Consider the following 18,092-nt stretch of genomic DNA (forward strand, 5'->3'; position numbering starts at 1 on the left):
TTTTACTGCGAAGCCCAGCCTTGTCACATGTCTCTGTTTTCGTATCTGCTATTGTTTCATGGTGCCCGTTAGAAAGGACCGGGAAATGGGGTTGCGGTGTTGTTCGATGCGCTCTCCGGGCTGATGTTTAACGCCTTTACTGCTATCACCGTGATCGAACACCTTTATGATTGGTAGGACGCTTTCGAGCGGTGAAATGGGGAGCGAAAGGCAGCCTGTCTTTCGAGCCTTGAAGAAGCCTTCCTCGTTCCTTGCTAATCAACGAAATTCGAATTGAGCGTCCACGGAACACCCGGTAGAGCGAGTCGCATGTGAGTTCATTTCAGTAAGGAATCACGTTTTGACGAGCCAATGAATGGAAACTCGACGATGCGGCGACTAGCATGAAGGTGCAGGTAGCCGTGGCAGGATATGCTCAATCGCCTGGGCGATCGACAGTAACATGGCATCGTTGTTCACGGACGAGTCAATCTCCAGCCCGATAGGCAAGCCGGTATCTGTTTGTGCCGCGGGCAAGCTGATTCCAGGAATACCCGCAACGCTACCTGGGCTAGTATTGCGAATGAAGGTCATGAAGGTGGGTGTTCGCTCGCCATTGAAGGTTACGGTTTCATCGTCACCAACAGGAGAAGCGGGGAGCGGTGTGGTAGGAAAGACGATTCCAGCCACATCGTGCTGGTCAAAGTAATTGCGATAAATCGCCTGCAATTGTGGCCGTAATACATCGATTGCGTGTTGATAAACTTGACCGGAAACGGCGGCTTCGCCCTGTAGGCTTTGCAGCATTGTCTTCACATCAGGACTCGCGCACTGTGCAACGAGTTGCTGGTAGTTGAGTTGCAAATTATGTGTCGTAAGATACGAACTCAAATCGGCTACTGTTTCATACAACGCGATCGGGAAACCGGCATCAAAATCCAGTCTGGCAATGTCGTCGATGTTGGCCTCGATCAGGATGACGCCAGCCTCTTGTAACCTTTCAAGTACATGTTCAAGCAAACGCCCTGTTTGTTGCTCAAGAGGCTCCCAGAAATGTTTACGGGGGATGCCCAACCGCAAACCTTTGAGGGGAATGTCGATAGAGGGCGTCGGAATACCGGTGACGACGGAATCAAGTAATGCACAATCGGCCACACTTCTCGTCATTGGCCCTGCTGTATCGCGTGTATGGGAAACGGGTAAAATGCCTTGCTGGGACCAGCGACCTGTGGTCGGACGGAAGCCTACAACGCCACAGAGGGCCGAAGGTATCCGAATCGAACCGCCGGTATCGGTTCCAATTCCACCAGGAACCAGCCGAGCTCCCACGGCCGCGCCGACTCCGCCACTCGAACCACCAGGGATGCGATCTTGATCGTAGGGGTTACGGGTTGTACCGAAATACGAGTTATTAGTGGTGACTCCGTAAGCCAGTTCGTGCAAATTTGCTTTGCCAAAAATAATCGCTCCAGCGTCGATCAGTTTCTGAACAATTTTGGCATTCGTTCGAGGTTGATTGTTCCGAAGTCCCGGCGTGCCGCCGGTCGTTGGCATCTTGGCGGTGTCGAGATTATCTTTGAGTGCTAAGGGAATACCGTGCAGTGGTCCCAATGTCGAGTTCTGTGCCCTCGCTTGATCGGCTACCCGTGCCGCTCTCAGGACTTGCTCGGAATCATGGAAGATGAACGCATTCAAGGCATGAGAACCTTCTGCCTTCGAAAGCAGGGCTTCCGCAAAGGTACTGGCGGTCATTGTTCCGCTGCGAATGGCTGCTGCAGCTTCACTGATGGTTAGGGATGCGAGATCCATGAACACTCGTTTTTAGTGAAAATGCAGTTGTTGGAAGGCTTGTGATCAACGAACGTTTGGCAGAGTTTAAGAAAGCCTTGCTGAATTGCAAGCTTCAATCACCAGACGACACGTTTACGACGAGTTTCCAAAACTTTGGCCCTTTGAATCTCGTTGCTGATGAGATTGATCTGCTTACCTGATGCGAAGGGCGGAAGCACGATCGATAGCAGACTTTTCAGCCCTGCTTGCCGAGCCGACTCTGTCGAAGTCTCGGATTCAGCTTCACTCACGGATCGGTGCCTCGTTTTTCGGAATGAGGGCAAAGCACGATCGACCCATCGTTAGGCAGGTTGCCACTCGAACGCGGGCATGGTTGATTCCATGCCTGATCGGCTGATTTCCGAATCGCCGTTGAATGAGATCTCGTTGTTTTTTTCTGGCACGCACCTTCGGGTGGGAGCAATATGCATGCCGGATAGGAAAAATATGCATGCCGGATAGGAAAACGTCATCTCGACGTTGGCAGGAACCGAGGCTTTGATGGTCGATGAATTCACTTTGGAAGGTCGCTGTTTTACGCAGGAACGGTAGCTCTTCTACGCAGGAACGATTGTGTGCCGATCATTCGATACGGGTAAAAGGCAACATTTGAAATGTATTAAAATCTGCTTTCTCCAACGGGGATTCCTTTTCAAACAAATTCATCTTTTGTTTTCGATGGGGAATTCTTCTGGAAGATTACCGAATCGATCGCTGGGGGCCACTGATCTTAGAAGCTGAATTAGTTTCTCGAGTTTCCGATGTTTGACGTTTCTTTTGGGCCAGCGGACAATTTTCGCGTCCTCGTTCGCAGGCCATTGACAATCGCAGTAATCCGAAAACAATAGACGAGAGCGAAATCGAGACGAGTTCTTTTTCGATTTTTGCCAGCCAGCAAACTCAAGATAGCTAGCCTCTAAGGGTTTTCCACTGTTCCTTCGATCGTCGATGTGACCAGGGTTTCTAATTTTGTCCCGCTTGAGTGTTGCTTCAGCCATGCTGATTGATCGTTATGCCGAAGTCGGCGTTAGCTTGTCAGATCGTGCACCATTTCTGCCGCTTTGGATAGGGCTCGGGGACTTATGGTTGGTTTCCGTGATTCAATTCTTAGCGCGGACCAGGGAGGGGATTCCCTGTGGAATCTTCCATTCATTGGGAGTAAGGGGGGCGAGTCGCGAAGAGGTTCCTGCGGGGGGAATCTGCGTTTGTGCTGATAAATGCCGACGCGGTATTGCGCTGAGCAGGGGTGTTTATTGCACGATGGGCTTGGTCTTACCGGTCTTTGTAAACAACCAGCGAACTCGTTCGTCAGCCGGTTGGGTAGATGCAGTGCGCCATTGGGGAACTGCGAGACAGAGGCGATCGCATTGTGATATTGGATATTGGAGAGGATTCGGGTGCTTGAGCCGAGTGAATTGAATCATGAATGAATTAAAGCAACGGCGTGAACGTTCTGTTTTTTGTTTCAGTCAATTTGGGACATGTGTGCTTGGCTTGTGTTTGTGTTTAACTTTGAAGTTGGATGCCAGTTTGTTTGCCGAATCACCACTGTGGAGCAAATTTCAAAATGGTGGGCAGCATGAAGTTCGCAACCAAATGCCTACCGAGTGGTCTCCCGATAGTAACATTGCCTGGACGGTAGACATTCCTGGCTACGGGCAATCATCGCCAATTGTTTCAGGTGATCAGGTAGTGGTGACATCTACCAGTGGAGAAAAAAAAGACGAGTACCACGTGATTTCTTACGCCTTAAAAGGTGGTGGAAAAAACTGGCAAGTCGACGTCAAAAATCCATCTCCGTTTGCGAATACGCCGATGGTGAGTCGCGCCGCTCCTTCGGCAATTGCGATTCATAACAGCTTCATTGCTTTTTTTGAGGGAGGTCTGTTGGTGGGGATATCTGCCAACGGTGAAAAGCAATGGGAACGGGATTTGGTCAAGGATTATGGCTCAATTGAAGCTCGTCACGGACTGGCTGCTTCACTTGAATCAGATGGTACCCGCGTTTTTGTGTGGGTTGAAAGGAGTCAAGATCCCTACGTCCTAGCGATCGACCCGAAATCCGGTCAGACGCTTTGGAAGGCCGAGGGAGTGGGTTCAACGTCCTGGGGATCTCCCCGACTGGTTCCGGTTGATGATGGGGCTCACCTCGTCTGCAGTGCGATTGGGAAGATCGTGGGGATTGACCCATTGTCGGGCGAGCGACTTTGGGAATTCGATGGGATTGCTAACAACAGTTCGAATACGCCCACGCCTGTGGGGCCAGGGGAATTTCTCATTGGCGCCTCAGAGGGGAGGGGCCAGAGTTCGGGTGGAAATGCTGCTGCAAGCAATGGTTTGATCCAACTTGTCCGACAGGATAACGGCGACTGGAAAGCATCTTTTAAATGGCAAGCGAAAAAAGCAACATCCAGTTTTGGCAGTCCGGTCGTAGCTGGAGGAACTGCTGCCATCGTTAACCGTGCTGGTGTGTTGTATCGACTTGACCTTGAAACCGGTGAGCAGATCTCGGTTGATCGGACCCAAGCTGGGGGAGTTTGGGCGACACCCATCGTGGTTAATGAACAGATTTATCTGTTCGGATACAAAGGGACAACCAGTGTGATATCACTCAAGGATGGGAAGTCGATAGCAGAAAATCGCTGTTGGTCAGAGGCTACCGAAGAAGGCGAAACACCGCCGTTCGGCGGTGGTCGCGTTTTGTATGCGGCTGCCGTGGCTGGAGGTCAATGGCTGATTCGAAGTGGTGACAAACTTTATGCCATCCGGAACCAGTGATGAATCGGATGCCTGCCAGGCAACTCCGTGAAAATACGATTGATCCACAATCCACATTGCAAAAAACGTCACAAGGAGAATCTTTGATGAAACGGTATACGCAGACCAGTGTCTTGTTATTCAGTGTCTTGTTATTCAGTGTCCTGTTATTCAGTGTCCTGTTACTCGCCGCAGGCACGGCAAACGCTCATTTTCCCTGGTTGACCATTGAGGACGGTAAGGCAACCTACTTCTTTGGTGAAGATCCGGCTGACCGTACTTACAAGTTGCCACCCACTATCGCGAAGGCAGAAATCACGATGCGATCGGGAGCTGAAAAATCGGCGGTTGAAACCAAGATGATCGAATCAGACAAGTTCATTGGCAAGCAGTCAGTCGCTGTGCTCCCGGGCAAAGTTGATTTGATAAGCCAAACCATTTTTGGTGTCTACAACGGTGCGAAATTGCAGTATTACACTCAACATCTTGGTGGTGTTATGCCCACCAGTTTCTCTGCTTGCAAGCCGATCAAGGGTATGGATCTCCAAGCACACGCGGTGAATACAGAAAGTGGCGTCGACATCTATGTGCTTTGGCAAGGAAAGCCGCTTGCAGATGCAGAAGTGACCCTTTTTTGTGATGAAGGCCATCAGGAAGGTGACGGAACCACCGGTAAGGATGGCAAAGTTTCATTCACGGATAAAGAGGTCGAAGAGGGGATTAATGGAATCATGGTAGGTCACACGCTGGCTGGCGATTCGGGGCGCGTCGGTGACCAAGAATACGACTCGGCCATGCATTACCTCACTGCCACGTTTGCCGATCCCGAGGATAAGTGAATTTCCGCAACCGTTGTTCACTGAAAGAAGTGTAACTGATTCACGCTCTTTAAAGGCTCAAAGGATTTTACCGCGATGAAGTTCCGATTATTGATGCTATTCGCGGCAGCCAATACGGTTCTGAGCCCCACGATGACGTGGAGCCAGGATCCGATCACGCCGCCGCTGACCGTTTCCACGTCGAAGATCCACAAGCCGCTTCCGGAATCATTAACCTCCTTCGGAGCGGCGGTTGTCGATGATTACTTGTATGTCTTCAGCGGTCACAGTGGCGAGGCACATGGATTTGGCAAAGATTTGCTAGTTAATCACTTTCGCAAGACTCGCTTTGATGATCCTCAGGCGGAGTGGGAAGAGTTGGCAATGCACGACTCTGCTCAGAGTACGGCTCTCGTCAGTGATGGCGTATCCCTCTATCGAATTGGCGGACTCTCCTTTTTGAATGGGGAGAAAGAAAACGAAGTCCTGTTTAATTCCACTGCCTACTTCACGCGATACGATTTGGATAATGACAACTGGACTGAATTACCGCCGCTGCCTGTCCCACGTTCATCGCACGACGCCGCGGTTGTCGGTCGAACGGTCTACGTTGTTGGTGGTTGGAATCTTCAAGGTGAGGGTTCTCGAGATGCACCGTGGCATGACAAAATGCACGGCTTTGATCTGGATGATCCTGATGCTGGTTGGCAAACGTTGGATGGACCTGGTTACGATTTGCGAGCCCTGTCCGCGGCCTCGCACCAGGGAAAACTGTACGTTGCGGGTGGAATTAGTCCTACTGGATTCTTAAGAAAAACATTCATCTACGATCCTGCTCAAGGGGAATGGACTCAAGGGCCAGACTTGTTCAATGATAGCGCAATGACTGGATTCGCCACCAGTATGTTTGCCGCGGGCGATTATCTTTACTGCACAGGTGCTTCGGGCGTTGTCTATCGATTGGCCGATGACGGTGGAGCTTGGGAGGTAGCGGACCGACTGCTATTTCCACGGATGTTTCTCCGTTTGCTTCCGGTGGGTACGGAACGGCTCATCGCAGTTGGCGGCACGGGTGGCGTGATCGGCCGTACCGCTGCGATCGAATCGCTAAGTGTCGATCCGAAATCGAAAGTCGGTCCGAAATTAGTTTCCTGGTCATTACCCTATGAGGGGGATGCCAAACATAGCCAGACTTTGATCATGGACGGCACAAAGCTTTATGCTTTTGGTGGTAACAAGAGTTGGGAGCCTCATGACTTCAGCCGGGAGGCTTTTGTCAAACAGGCATTTGTATTCGATGTCCCAAATCAGAGGGTGGAGCAGTTACCGGATATGCCGATGCCGGTGCAAAGTGGTGCTGGCGCCATTAATCGCCACAATAGCGAGCATCAAACCTTGGTTGTGGCCGGTGGTATGAATCATGCATCCTCCCAATTTTCGGCTCTACGAACTATTCTCGAGTTCGATCCGAACCTCAAGCAATGGTCTCAATCGGAAATCTCTCTGCCTGCACCTCGTTCAATGGCAGCGGCGGTCAATTTTGACGATGCGATCTGGATTTTCGGAGGTAGTGATGCGGGTTCGGGACACCGTCTGTGTGAAACCATCTTGCATTGGTGGGGAGATCAGACTGCAGTTGCGCCCTTGCCCGACGTCAAGCTGCCGCACGATCGACGTTCCTATGGCGGAGCAAGGATCGGTGATGAATTCTTTCTGATTGGCGGCCTCGGCGAAAAGATGAGCATCGAAACCAGTGTCGATGTTTTTGATATGAAAAATCGAACTTGGCGGGAAGCCAGTTCACCTCTCGTATCGCGGTTGTTTCCTAGTGTTGCGGTTGATGGAAAAAGAATTTATCTGTTTGGCGGATTCAGTAACTCAGGCGGGATTTTTTCGGAATGTTCATCGCTCGAAGTGTATGACAGTGAGACGAACGTTTGGAGTACCGTGGCTGAATCAATTGATGGAGTCGATGCTTCGATGAGGCTGTTTAACATTGCTGGACGACTGCTTTTTTTTGGCGTCGATCGTGAGAATGATCATCAAGTCAAATTTGTATTGTTTGATCCTGATCCCACAGTGATGCCTGAGGCAGTGGCAGCGATGAATTTTATGAGTCGAAGTCGCGGTGGGGATACCGAGCGAAATGCAAAGGCGCTCTTGCGCCGTGATACAGACAAGGATGGATTTCTTAGTCAGGAGGAACTCGGAAAACGTATGGCGACATTCTTTGTTGACGCCGATGTCAATGCGGATGAACGAGTGAGCTTCCAGGAATTAAAAACAAAGCTCGAGGCGGATGAAAAGGCTGCTGCCGCAGACCAGCGCGATGCGGAATCGAAAGAGCAGCAAGAGGATGTTGAGCCTGCAGCATCGAACTCCGATCGCACACCAGATTCAAATCACAAGGATAAACCGACGAAAGTGGATTCCAATCCCAAGGATGACAAGGGGACAGCCTAGCCGAGCAAAGCTAATTGCACGCCTCGAATCGTCAGCCAGGATTGACAAGAGTTAAGCGTGTTGATGCGTCTGATCGCCTGATCAAAAATTTAGCCTGGTCGGGAATTCGTTGCTTCTTCTTACAACGCGTTCAAAGCTTGACGGATTCCCAATCTCATTCAAATTCAGAAAAAAACGACGCAAGGATAAACTTCGATGAAATGGTACCTGCTGATCAGCGTCCTGCTTTTCACTGTCGCTATCGCCATTGCTCCGGTAGATCGCCAAGCGAGCGATCTACGCGCAGAGGATGCGTCGGCGGGTACTGCCAAATCAGGAGTGACCGACGAGGGGTTACACGTTTGGTTTTCACTCGAACGTCCCAAGGGTCGCCGTTACCGCCGGCCTTATTTGGCTGTCTGGCTGGAAGACGAAGACGGTTTTCCCGTAAAAACAGGTGTGCTGTGGCTGCAAACCGATCAGCCAGGTCCTCGATGGCATCGAGACCTGACCCGCTGGTACAGGAATGATCGGATGCGGAAATTGGTCGAAAAAAACGATTTGATCGATGGTGTCTCGGGAGCAACTCGTGGGCCGGGCAATTACCAGGCTCACTTCGACGGTACGGATAATACCGGAAAACAACTTCCGAATGGAGAGTACACTCTGTGCTTGGAAGCTGCCCGTGAGCATGGAACTTATAAAATTATCCGCGAAAAGATTCGGTGGGGTGGTGAGCAAATTGCAAAAAAAGATCTCAACGGGAATATTGAGATCCCAAGAGCGTCCTATCAGTTCGTCCCCTTGCAGCAATAGGCTTTCTTGTTCGCCACCATGAGCTCCAGTAAGTTCTATCCCAGCTTTCGAAAAGAGTGGTACAGGAAAAGTGCTGCTGCCTTTCGTTGGTTGCACATTTATCTCTCGATGCTCGGTTTCGGGGCCATCATGTTCTTTGCCGTGACTGGTATCACGCTTAACCATCCCACATGGCTTGGTGGAAGCGAACAGTATGTCGAAGATATCTCTGGGGAAATTCCTGTTGAGTGGTTGCGGAAGAACCCAACGGAGTTAGAAATTGCAGAGACGCTTCGCGAGCGTCACCGGTTGCGAGGCCGAGTAAAAGAATTCGAGAGCGACGAGTACGAATTTATGCTCGTCTACAAGACCCCCGGATATGCGGCTGACGTTTTTATTGACCGTGAAACTGGGAATTACAGCGTGACTGTGACTTCCACCAATCTCGTTGCGGTGATGAATGATCTGCACAAAGGGCGCGACAGTGGCGCCGTCTGGAATATCTTGGTGATTGACGGTTCAGCGATACTGATGCTATTGTTTTCACTCTCTGGATTCGGGCTTTTGTTCTATATCAAACGGCGCCGAATGACCGGGTTGACGACTGCTGTCGTTGGGACACTTCTAATGTTCGGAATTTGGATTTGGTGGATTCCTTGAACAGCCTCTCTGACTTCGAGTCAACGGAAATGATCGGTTTGTAATGGCGGATTCGCACGCTCCCGCCTGTTTCTAATCGACACGATCGTCGGCAATGCTGCGTGCATGACCGAAAGCATTTCAACGAAACGGAGCGATGCCATTGGGCACGGTAATGCCAACGAAGACGGAGTTTTTGATTGTAATGATTTGGCGCGACGCTTTTAGGCGAGTGAGTGCAGGAATGCGGCAGTTGGCGGTGACTTTGTAGTGAAGCGACTGCCCTTGGGCTGATCGCCACCTGGTCTGCAGGATTTCATGGTGGGTAGAACTTTCACTGTCGCGTCTATTGAAAAGGTAGACTTTCTGGTAACGGTTATTTTCTGAAGCAGTTTTTAGGTCGATTCTGAGGTTGGCACACGTGGAATTCAGATATCTCGAATCGGATGAGATTCCGAAATTGAGTTGGTGTGGCTGCCTTGAAAAAGGTAATGACGAAGTTTTCGTTGTTCATGGTAACGGAGTTGAGACGACCGACCGCTGTTTTCATGAGGGCGTCTGGTCCGGACAATTTGCAGACCATGCGATTGACCAAGCCATCATGATGTCTGGATCGGGGGCTCGCGTTTTCAAAGACGACGTCCTCTTCGTTACCCCTTCTCATCTCGGTGAAAAAATCTACACGGCTCAACGTGGATCGTTGTTTTATGCCGCGAATTCACTTACGTGTCTCTTTGCCGCTTTGGGAGAGAAGCCATCGATTGACGAACCAGACTATCATTTTCGGGTTTTGGAGTCATATCGACGTGGAAACAGTGTTGAATGTATTGACCTAAAGACGGATTCCGGAAATTCAATTCAAATACGGAATACAGCGAATTTTTATGTCGGGCGTGATTTGCAAATTCGCGTAACGCCAAAACCGGTTTCTCCATTTCCAAAGAATTTCGACATTTACATCGAGTCGCTCCGTGAGGTATCTGCGAGGTTGATCGCAAACGCGACGGACGTACAACGCAAGCAGTCTTTCATTCCACTCACCACGGTCAGCGTAGGATATGATTCCACGGCCGTAGCAGCCCTCGCTGTTTCATTGGGTTATTCCGATGCGTTGTGCATCCAATCAACGTTGGAAGACGGTCGGTCGGTTGCCGAACGGCTTGGTATGAATGTGATGACCATCGACAGAGAAGCATTCATGCGGAAGAAGTGCAATTCTTCAGAATTCTATGTTCTTGGGCTGGGGCACGCTTCGGTGTTTTCGGAAGTTGAGTCGGAATTGCCAGGGCGACTGCTGCTTACCGGATATTACGGTGATTCCATATGGTCTTTAAATCGCGAGATCTTCGAAGGGGCGGAGATATCCAGCATGCCCACTCCTGAGGGGATATCGCACGCTGAATTTCGGTTGCGTGTCGGATATTGCACGATGGCGCTTGCATCGTTCGGTGCGGAGCATGGCGTTCAAATACAAGCTGTTTCTCGATCCAGAGAAATGCGGGCGTGGCAAACACGTCCCCGGAGTTACAGTCGGCCCATTCCGCGGCGAATGGTCGAAGCTCAAGGAGTCCCTCGGGGATTTTTCGGCCAGGTGAAGAAAGCCACGGGGCATGTCTTTATTTGGGACTCAATGTCCCCGAGTTTAAAACGGGAATTTAGGAATTTCTTGGCTCAGATCCCCGAAACGTTATTGGAAGATCGGCGTTCTCTGGCTGCAAGAGCAGGGGGATTCGGAATCAAGCTGGCTTATTTCGTTTTGTCGAAGGTGCCAAGACGATTTGTGCAATTTCATCGATCAATCCAGCGATGGCGCTATGTGGCAAGGACGCATTGGCTTTGGGCTTCGAAGGAGCTCTACGCCTACCATTGGGCAATTGAAAAAAATATACCCCGATACAATGCCGTGCGCAAAAAGCTTGATGACCTTCTGGGCAAGCCATGCAAGCAAACGCCTTTCCACAAGGAAGCGAGGGATTGAGTTCCAAGAACGCTCTGACTTGATCGAGTTCTTTTGAGTTAGCGATTGCTGGGACTTTCCAGCTTGGTGGAATGCGATCAATCGACCGTCGTGAACGGTGAGGCGGGTAGACCTTCCTTGTTGTATAGATTCACGCGTGGGTTTGAGTCGTAGGCGTAACGCACATTCTGTGGCTCAGCAACCTCATCGCTCCAAACGACAACCGTTTCGCCGTCGATCGTTGCTTTCGCTCGGTGCCAGTTGCCATCCTTGTCCTGTACGGAGAACTCGGCGATCTCGGCGTCAGGCGTCTCGCTTACAGGATCGAGGTAGTACTCACCACCTTTGTCGGCGACTAGCAGTCCACTGCCGACATGATCGAAGGTAATGCGAGCCTTGTTGCCCTCGATCTTATGCGCCGCGTAGAGCGGGCCGGAGGGAACGATGTTTTTGTGGTAGTTATTCGCCAGTGCCCACAGCGAAAGTCGATGTCCGACGTCTTGTTTGTTCCTTGGATGAATATCCTTCTCCGCGCCGATGTCGACGATGACCGCCATGCCCGTGTTGGGGACACGCAATGCGCGGCGCTGACCTTCACGGATCGGTCCCCAGCCGCCACCAGCTGGTTGGCCAGTATGGTCGCTGCCGAAGTCTGCCAGCTGCACCCAGTAGAACGACAGGTCTTCATTCTGAAAGACCGAGCGCCAGCCCTTGACGAGCGCTTCTTTCAGGTAATCGTAACGCAGCCCGTCGCCCGCATTGGATTCGCCCTGGTACCAGATCGCCCCGCGAACGCTTAGCGGTGTGAGCCCCGCAACCATCCCGTTGTAGATTTGCGTCGCGCCGCCTTTGTATTTGCCTTGCTTCAGATCGGCGACGTAGTCTGCCAGCTGCGGTACCTGTTCGAAACCGACTGGCGGTGTGAACGGCTCGATACGTTGACCGCCCCAGTTCGTGCCGATCAGCCCGATCGGAATACCCAGTTCCTTGTTAAGTGCACGGCCGAAGAAGTAGCCGACAGCGCTGAATCCGCTGATCGTATCGGGCGAGCAGACTAGCCAGTCCGCTTCCTGTGCGTCCTGTTGCGGTTCGTTCTGCGTAACATGTTTGGGCACGTTGAAGAAACGAATGGTCGGGTGGTCGGCTGCGGCGATCTCCTGCTGCCCGTTGGCTGCCTGGTTAACCGCCCATTCCATGTTGGACTGGCCTGAGCAAATCCAGACCTCGCCGAGTAGGATGTCCTTGAACTCGATCTTCTCCTCGCCGCTCACGACTTGGAGCTCGAGTGTCTTGCCTTCGGCCTTTCGCGCCGGGAGTGCGACGAACCACTTGCCATCCTCGCCAGCTCGGAGCGATGATGTGGCCGCTGTTTTCAGATCGCTTAAACTTACCACGACTTTTGCCCCCGGCTCCGCCCAGCCCCACACGCGGATGGGCATCTCCTGTTGGAGCACCATGTGGTCACCGAATACGTTGGCGACTCTTAGCTCGGCGTTGGCCGTCGGGGCGAGTAGTAGTAGCAAGATGAAGGTGAGCGAGCGTCGCAGGTTCATTGTTCTCTCCGTTTGATGCATATTGATTCTTGGCCCGTATTTCCCAATCGAGTGGCGGCCGGAACCGCTTCAAGTGTTCACTGGCCCGATGGTAACATTTTTCGCTTGCGGTGAAAAACGCCGCCGAGGACGAAGATCCTCGGCTTTCTTGGTCTTGAAGTTGAGCGAGTTGGGATCGCTGATCGAAAGCGTAGTCGTGCGAACCGGTGTCTTGCGTGAGAAAGTGTCGCAGCGGGGCGTGATTCTTGTTTGGCTGGCAGGAAATACCAGGCTGGTCCTGGGATGAATTCATCACTGAGCAAAAAAAGCTGGAAAGAAAAATTATACTGACTGATCAGGCATTGAGTTTTCACGAAAAGGTAACCAACTCGTTGTCGAATCCGCATTTGCTGGCCGTATCGGGGTGTCAATTTATTGGCTCTTTCGTTCCTGCCCCAAGTGGGGGTGGTTGCAGCCAAGATTGTCGCTTGCGCGACGGTAGCTTTTGGTGACCGCGGTCGAAGGTGTGCCCCGTAAACGAGCGTAACAAAGGATTTCCTGCTCTGTCCCAACGTGCCGAGGGGGTCTCGAATCGACAACTAAATGCTTAGCGCAAATTGGAACGAAAGATGCGTTCGAGAAAATAGCTTGGACTGTCTTGCTTGGGGCGTCGTCAGAGACTAGGTTCTGGGAGAATCACCTGTAAGGATCTTCTGATACACCGCGTGGAAAAGTTGTCTGACAGGATTCAACGAGATTCGTGGCCGGTTGCTGTCTTCAGTGCTGACCTGCGAAGCGGTGCTTGGCCACTTTGTTTTTAAGCTAGTTCCTACACAATTCAAGTGAGTTAATCTAGCAATGAATTTATTTACATTCGGCCGTATCGGCATTCTCGGAATTGTAATCCTCGCGCCTAATTGGTCGTCTGCAGAAGAGCTGAACGGAGTTGTTCGACGGTATCAGCAATCTTTGATCGATCAAGATCGCACGGGAAGTAATGCGGTCATTCTTTTTCGCGATGGGCGTCGTATCTGTGATCAAACCGTGCAGTCCGGTAAGCAGGGGGATCGAGACATCAACTCACGGACTTTGTTTCCAATTTGGTCCATGAGCAAACCGATCACGATCGTTGCGACGATGCTCTTACATGAGCGCGGTAAATTTGACTGGAATGACGAAGTGTCAGCCTATATTCCTTGCCTGAAGGATCTCCGGTACAAGGAAAATGGGCAGCTCAAGAATTGCAAAGAACCGCTTCGTATTATTCACCTCATGACGCATCAGTCGGGATGGTCGTATCCAAGGCGCGAGAATGAAATCGACGTGGGATCTGTACCTGATGTTAGCTTTGATTCAATTTATCCAAACCAGACAAGGTTTGACAATCTGCAAGGATTTGTGGAAGCCTGTGCAAAACAGCCGTTAGCCTTCGAGCCCGGAACGCGCTTCTTGTATGGGGTTAACCAAGCGATTCTCGGACGTTTAATCGAAGTTATTTCTGGTCAGTCATTTGAGACGTTCCTGCAGCAAGAACTTTTTGAACCTCTTGGCATGATCGATACGGGATTCTCACTGAATGCCGATCAAAGAACTCGATTTCAGCCCTTGTTCATCAATACAGGTTCGTTGAAGGGTTTTACCTATCTTCTTGACGAGATGAGCTACAGTCCCGGCAGTCAGGCCTGTTTTGGTGGGGAGGGCCTTGTGTCGACGATGGAGGACTATGCCAGATTCTGTGAAATGCTTGTTGCAGGTGGGGAGTTTCGCGGAAAACGTATTCTATCTGAGGACAGCCTTGCCACCATGACGAAAAAGTGGGCCGACGGATATCCCCAGGAAGCCAATGCTGACCCTGATTTAGATGGGCATTACTTCGGCTTCTCTCTTTTCATTCTGGATGATCCTGAAAAGAAAGAGAAGAATGTGCCGCGAGGAATTTACGGATGGGCCGGCTATCACAACACCCATTTCTGGATTGATCCTGAAAACAATCTGTTGGGTTTGTTCATGAGTCGAGCACGTCCGTTTGACTGGGGGATTCCATTCGGCTTGAGAGAGGTCGTCTACGAGCAGCTTACAGCCGAGGATGAGTAGAAAGCGGGCCGGGGAGGGTTGTTGATGAAACGTATCCGAAACCTAGTTGTGTCGTGGTTCCTAATGCGTTTTTGTGCTCTGCTGGAAAAAATTAGGAGTGTGCACTTTTTGAATGCCACGGTCGACTAGGATTTCTGTCTCTTATGAGGCTACGATCGGGACAGAAACAATTTCGTATCAACTTAATTGGCACTTGGCACGAGCGAAATCGGAGGTCGTGCTCTGCGCTCCCGGGATTTGGCAGCCAATTCGATAACCGAACTATTGGTGGATTAAGTCGACCATTGAATTGGCAAACGCATCTCCAAGTCGAACGAAGAACGCACCGCTTCCAAGATAGTGATAAGGACGGTCACTGCCAACCGTGTCCCATTCATGGAAATGCTCCGGCCAGCCTTTTTGGAAGACGTCATTGGAGTACAGAGAGTACTCCTGATAACTCTCGACAGCTGCCACATTGTTGGCGGCTCCCAAAGTCTCGGCGGCTTCTCGTTGGGCGAGGGAGACTTTATTCTCCGCCACTTTTTCAGCCGTTACTCCTGTTCCTAGCACTCCAATTACAAATGGCATGTTTGGAGTCTTATACTCTTCACGAACATCGTTGACAAAAGCGACCATATTGTCTTTATAGTTGTCTCGGAATTCAGGGGCGAACTGATCGTTGAATCCCTGGAACCAGACGAAGCCATCGATTTCATAGCCCGTCTTGGGATCATACTCTGGATGATGTTCTTTCAGATTTGCGAGTACCTTCTGAATGGCTTCGTTCATCATTCGATAATTCGATCCAGCATTCTTGCTGATTTCATCGGCCTTGTCGCTTGTCTGTTCCTTCTTGTTGAGTTCATAGGTTCCGGCGGATGGAGGACGGAAATTATAATGAAGCGATTTGCCACCCCAGGAGGTTTTAATCAATAGGATGGGGCCGTCGATCTTCTGCGCGAGAGAGAGGCCGAAGCCATATTCGGGCCCGATTTTTTCCGTTGAACCACCGTAACCGATTCCAAGCTTACCCGCTCTCTTGTTGCCGTCGGCAATCGAGCTGATATAGACTCGATCGGAATCAACACAAGCTGAAGTGACTTTTTCTTTGTACGCTTCATGTGCGGCTTTGAGGTCTTTGACCTTAGCTTCCAGGGCCGTTTTTTCTGGCCCGTCGCTCATCGCTTTTACCTTTTCGTTGGAGATTCCTCCGGTCAGTTCGTCCAGCTTTCTTCCCCGCTCCAATTGCTTTTCCAGAGTTGCTCGGGAAACAACGCTATCCTGGCCTAAGACCGATTGCACGAGTTCCTGGTCACGAGTGTTGTCCGATGCAAGTAGAGTAGCAATTGTATGTGCTCGTGCGTGTCCCACCATATTCGATTGCCCTGCCAGGATGAAAATCTTCAGAGGTTCCCCAGCAAAGGTCGAACTAGCGATTAGAAAGAAGAGGGTTGCAACAGCCGGTTGCTGGAATTTTTTCGGCATGATTGAAACTTCTTTTTTTAGGTGAAAGAATGACTTGGTTTTGTCCCAGGTGTTGATTCTTTTCGTGGGTGAGCATCCGGGAAGATTATCATACCCGATCGTAATCTACTTCGATCCATAAACAGCCTGCCGAAGTTGTTTGGGGATCTCATAAGTGAACTCTCTAGCCCTTGTCATAAAGAGAACGTACAGCTCGTTTTGTGGATCAATCCAGAAATGGGTGTTGTGATAGCCAGCCCATCCGTAGATGCCACGTGGAGCTTTCGAAGTCTCCTTGGCCGTATTGTTTAGCACAAATACACTGAATCCCATGTCCGTTCCTGGCCAGTCATCGGGGGAAATTTCCTTACTGTGGATTTCCGTCATTTCCTGGATGCTCGCTTTTGAGACGAGGCGGCTGTCCCGATCAACGCCTGCTTTGGCGAGCATAGCACAGAACCTCGCGTAGTCGCTCGGGCTGGAAACGAGGCCATCGCCGCCGAAATGCGCACGGCTCGTTGGACTGTAATTCAATTCATCGAGAAGGTGCGTGAAGCCCTTCAAGCCACCCGTATTGATGAACAGTGGCTGGAAGCGTTTGCGCCTTTCTGAATTGAGCGCAAAACTGGTGTCATTCATCCCGAGCGGGTCGAAGATCGTCTTCTTTAGATAATCGGAAAATGACTGCCCGGAAAGCACCTCCACAAGCCGGCCGAGGATGCCCTGGCTATTCCCGTAAAGAAAATCAGTTCCGGGGTCAAACGCCAGCGGATAGCGAGCCGCTACTTCGCAGTATTCCTGCAGATCACGAAACCGAGTTTGATTGGCTTCGGGTTCAATATTCTCGGCCGGGATGCCGTCCATCGCATAATAACCGTAGCCGGATCGATGCGTCATCAAGTCAATGATCCGTAGCGGTGTTTTAGCTGGGCGTATCGTCTTACCTTCCCGTACCGTAAGTGTTTCAAAGCAAGCAATGTATTTCGAAATTGGGTCATCCCAATCGAAGAGACCTTTTTCGTGGAGAGTCAACATCGCGACAATCGTGATCGGCTTGGACATCGACCAAATTGGAAACAGCGTTTTGGGGGTGACGTCGCGATCGCCCTGTTTGCCAGAGTTCTTAATCGCCTCATAAATTACTTTGTCACCTCGGGCTACGATCACGATGTTGCTGCCGGTAACCTCATCACGAATTAAGTTTTTTTGAACGTATTGCAAATCCTTTGCAATACGTGGATTGAGTCCATGCATGAATTGATTCGATTCGTCGCTATGAGCTTGAGTTGATGAGATGCATGTTGCTACAGTGAGAGTGATGAAACAACGATGAAGTAGTTGAATCGTATTGTAATTCATATTGAGCTTTCGTATGAGTCTGACAATTCGCCATACAGAGGGCGCCTCGTACCATTCTAGGCGATTCTGTCTGTTGATACGAAAACCTTCTCGACTTCTTCCGCAGTGGTTACCTCTCGAATGATGCTCTACGTGCTGGTCGGCTTGGGCATCGACATTCTGTTTCTGTTTTTCTGCTTTGTCGAGGACGGAAATGATTGTTCAGCAGCAGAAGAGGCATTCAAACGCTTTGCCGCAATAGATATTGCCCCGGATGAGTCACAAGTTGTAACATTGCAACGGACAGATCTGGTAGACATGTGATACCGCAAGCTTGTGGTTCTGGATTCTCGAGGAAAACGTTGGTCGGTTCTGCAGTTCAATGCAGACGAGTTGATTTGGCAGCACGAACGGATGGTGCAGATCCGAGTATCGTTAATGGTTTTCTAATCGTCCGCTGAGGTT

General features: G+C 50.7%; 13 protein-coding genes. 8 read left to right on the forward strand and 5 right to left on the reverse strand.

Annotated features, from left to right (window positions below):
- Positions 1-378: 378 nt before the first annotated feature.
- Together iaaH and P8N76_17815 are read right to left on the reverse strand one after the other, a co-directional pair.
- A complete protein-coding gene (gene iaaH, locus P8N76_17810) occupies positions 379-1,788 on the reverse strand; it encodes an indoleacetamide hydrolase (protein ID MDG2383533.1) in 1,410 nt (469 codons plus the stop codon).
- Positions 1,789-1,886: 98 nt separating this feature from the next.
- A complete protein-coding gene (locus P8N76_17815) occupies positions 1,887-2,060 on the reverse strand; it encodes a hypothetical protein (GenBank protein ID MDG2383534.1) in 174 nt (57 codons plus the stop codon).
- Between the two features lie 1,171 nt (positions 2,061-3,231).
- On the opposite strand from P8N76_17815, the gene P8N76_17820 reads away from it, so the two are divergent.
- From P8N76_17820 to P8N76_17845, 6 genes are all read left to right on the forward strand, one after another.
- Positions 3,232-4,587: a PQQ-binding-like beta-propeller repeat protein gene (locus P8N76_17820; protein ID MDG2383535.1), complete on the forward strand. Its 1,356-nt coding sequence runs from the start codon at positions 3,232-3,234 to the stop codon at positions 4,585-4,587.
- An 86-nt stretch (positions 4,588-4,673) separates the two neighbouring features.
- The gene (locus P8N76_17825) at positions 4,674-5,405 is read left to right on the forward strand and encodes a hypothetical protein (GenBank protein MDG2383536.1); all 732 of its coding nucleotides are present in this window, start codon (positions 4,674-4,676) and stop codon (positions 5,403-5,405) included.
- 75 nt (positions 5,406-5,480) lie between these two features.
- Entirely contained in the window at positions 5,481-7,847 is a 2,367-nt protein-coding gene (locus tag P8N76_17830) for a kelch repeat-containing protein (protein ID MDG2383537.1), read from the forward strand.
- Between the two features lie 195 nt (positions 7,848-8,042).
- The gene (locus P8N76_17835) at positions 8,043-8,642 is read left to right on the forward strand and encodes a DUF2271 domain-containing protein (GenBank protein MDG2383538.1); all 600 of its coding nucleotides are present in this window, start codon (positions 8,043-8,045) and stop codon (positions 8,640-8,642) included.
- Positions 8,643-8,660: 18 nt separating this feature from the next.
- Entirely contained in the window at positions 8,661-9,281 is a 621-nt protein-coding gene (locus P8N76_17840) for a PepSY-associated TM helix domain-containing protein (protein ID MDG2383539.1), read from the forward strand.
- Positions 9,282-9,681: 400 nt separating this feature from the next.
- On the forward strand, positions 9,682-11,238 hold the full coding sequence (locus P8N76_17845; GenBank protein ID MDG2383540.1) for a hypothetical protein: 1,557 nt from the start codon (positions 9,682-9,684) through the stop codon (positions 11,236-11,238).
- Positions 11,239-11,315: 77 nt separating this feature from the next.
- Here the strand turns inward: P8N76_17845 and P8N76_17850 are convergent, their stop codons facing one another.
- Positions 11,316-12,770: a sialate O-acetylesterase gene (locus P8N76_17850; protein ID MDG2383541.1), complete on the reverse strand. Its 1,455-nt coding sequence runs from the start codon at positions 12,768-12,770 to the stop codon at positions 11,316-11,318.
- Positions 12,771-13,607: 837 nt separating this feature from the next.
- On the opposite strand from P8N76_17850, the gene P8N76_17855 reads away from it, so the two are divergent.
- Positions 13,608-14,843 (forward strand): serine hydrolase, encoded by a 1,236-nt coding sequence (locus P8N76_17855; protein ID MDG2383542.1) that lies wholly within the window; start codon positions 13,608-13,610, stop codon positions 14,841-14,843.
- A gap of 261 nt (positions 14,844-15,104) precedes the next feature.
- Here P8N76_17855 and P8N76_17860 read toward each other — a convergent pair whose 3' ends face one another.
- Both P8N76_17860 and P8N76_17865 read right to left on the reverse strand, forming a co-directional pair.
- Positions 15,105-16,310, reverse strand: a complete 1,206-nt coding sequence (locus P8N76_17860; protein MDG2383543.1) for a sialate O-acetylesterase — start codon at positions 16,308-16,310, stop codon at positions 15,105-15,107.
- A gap of 105 nt (positions 16,311-16,415) precedes the next feature.
- Entirely contained in the window at positions 16,416-17,648 is a 1,233-nt protein-coding gene (locus P8N76_17865) for a serine hydrolase (GenBank protein ID MDG2383544.1), read from the reverse strand.
- Between the two features lie 120 nt (positions 17,649-17,768).
- Here P8N76_17865 and P8N76_17870 point away from each other — a divergent pair, with 120 nt between their 5' ends.
- Positions 17,769-17,951: a hypothetical protein gene (locus tag P8N76_17870; protein MDG2383545.1), complete on the forward strand. Its 183-nt coding sequence runs from the start codon at positions 17,769-17,771 to the stop codon at positions 17,949-17,951.
- Positions 17,952-18,092: the final 141 nt, after the last annotated feature.

The organism is Pirellulaceae bacterium, from assembly GCA_029243025.1.
GTDB lineage: Bacteria > Planctomycetota > Planctomycetia > Pirellulales > Pirellulaceae.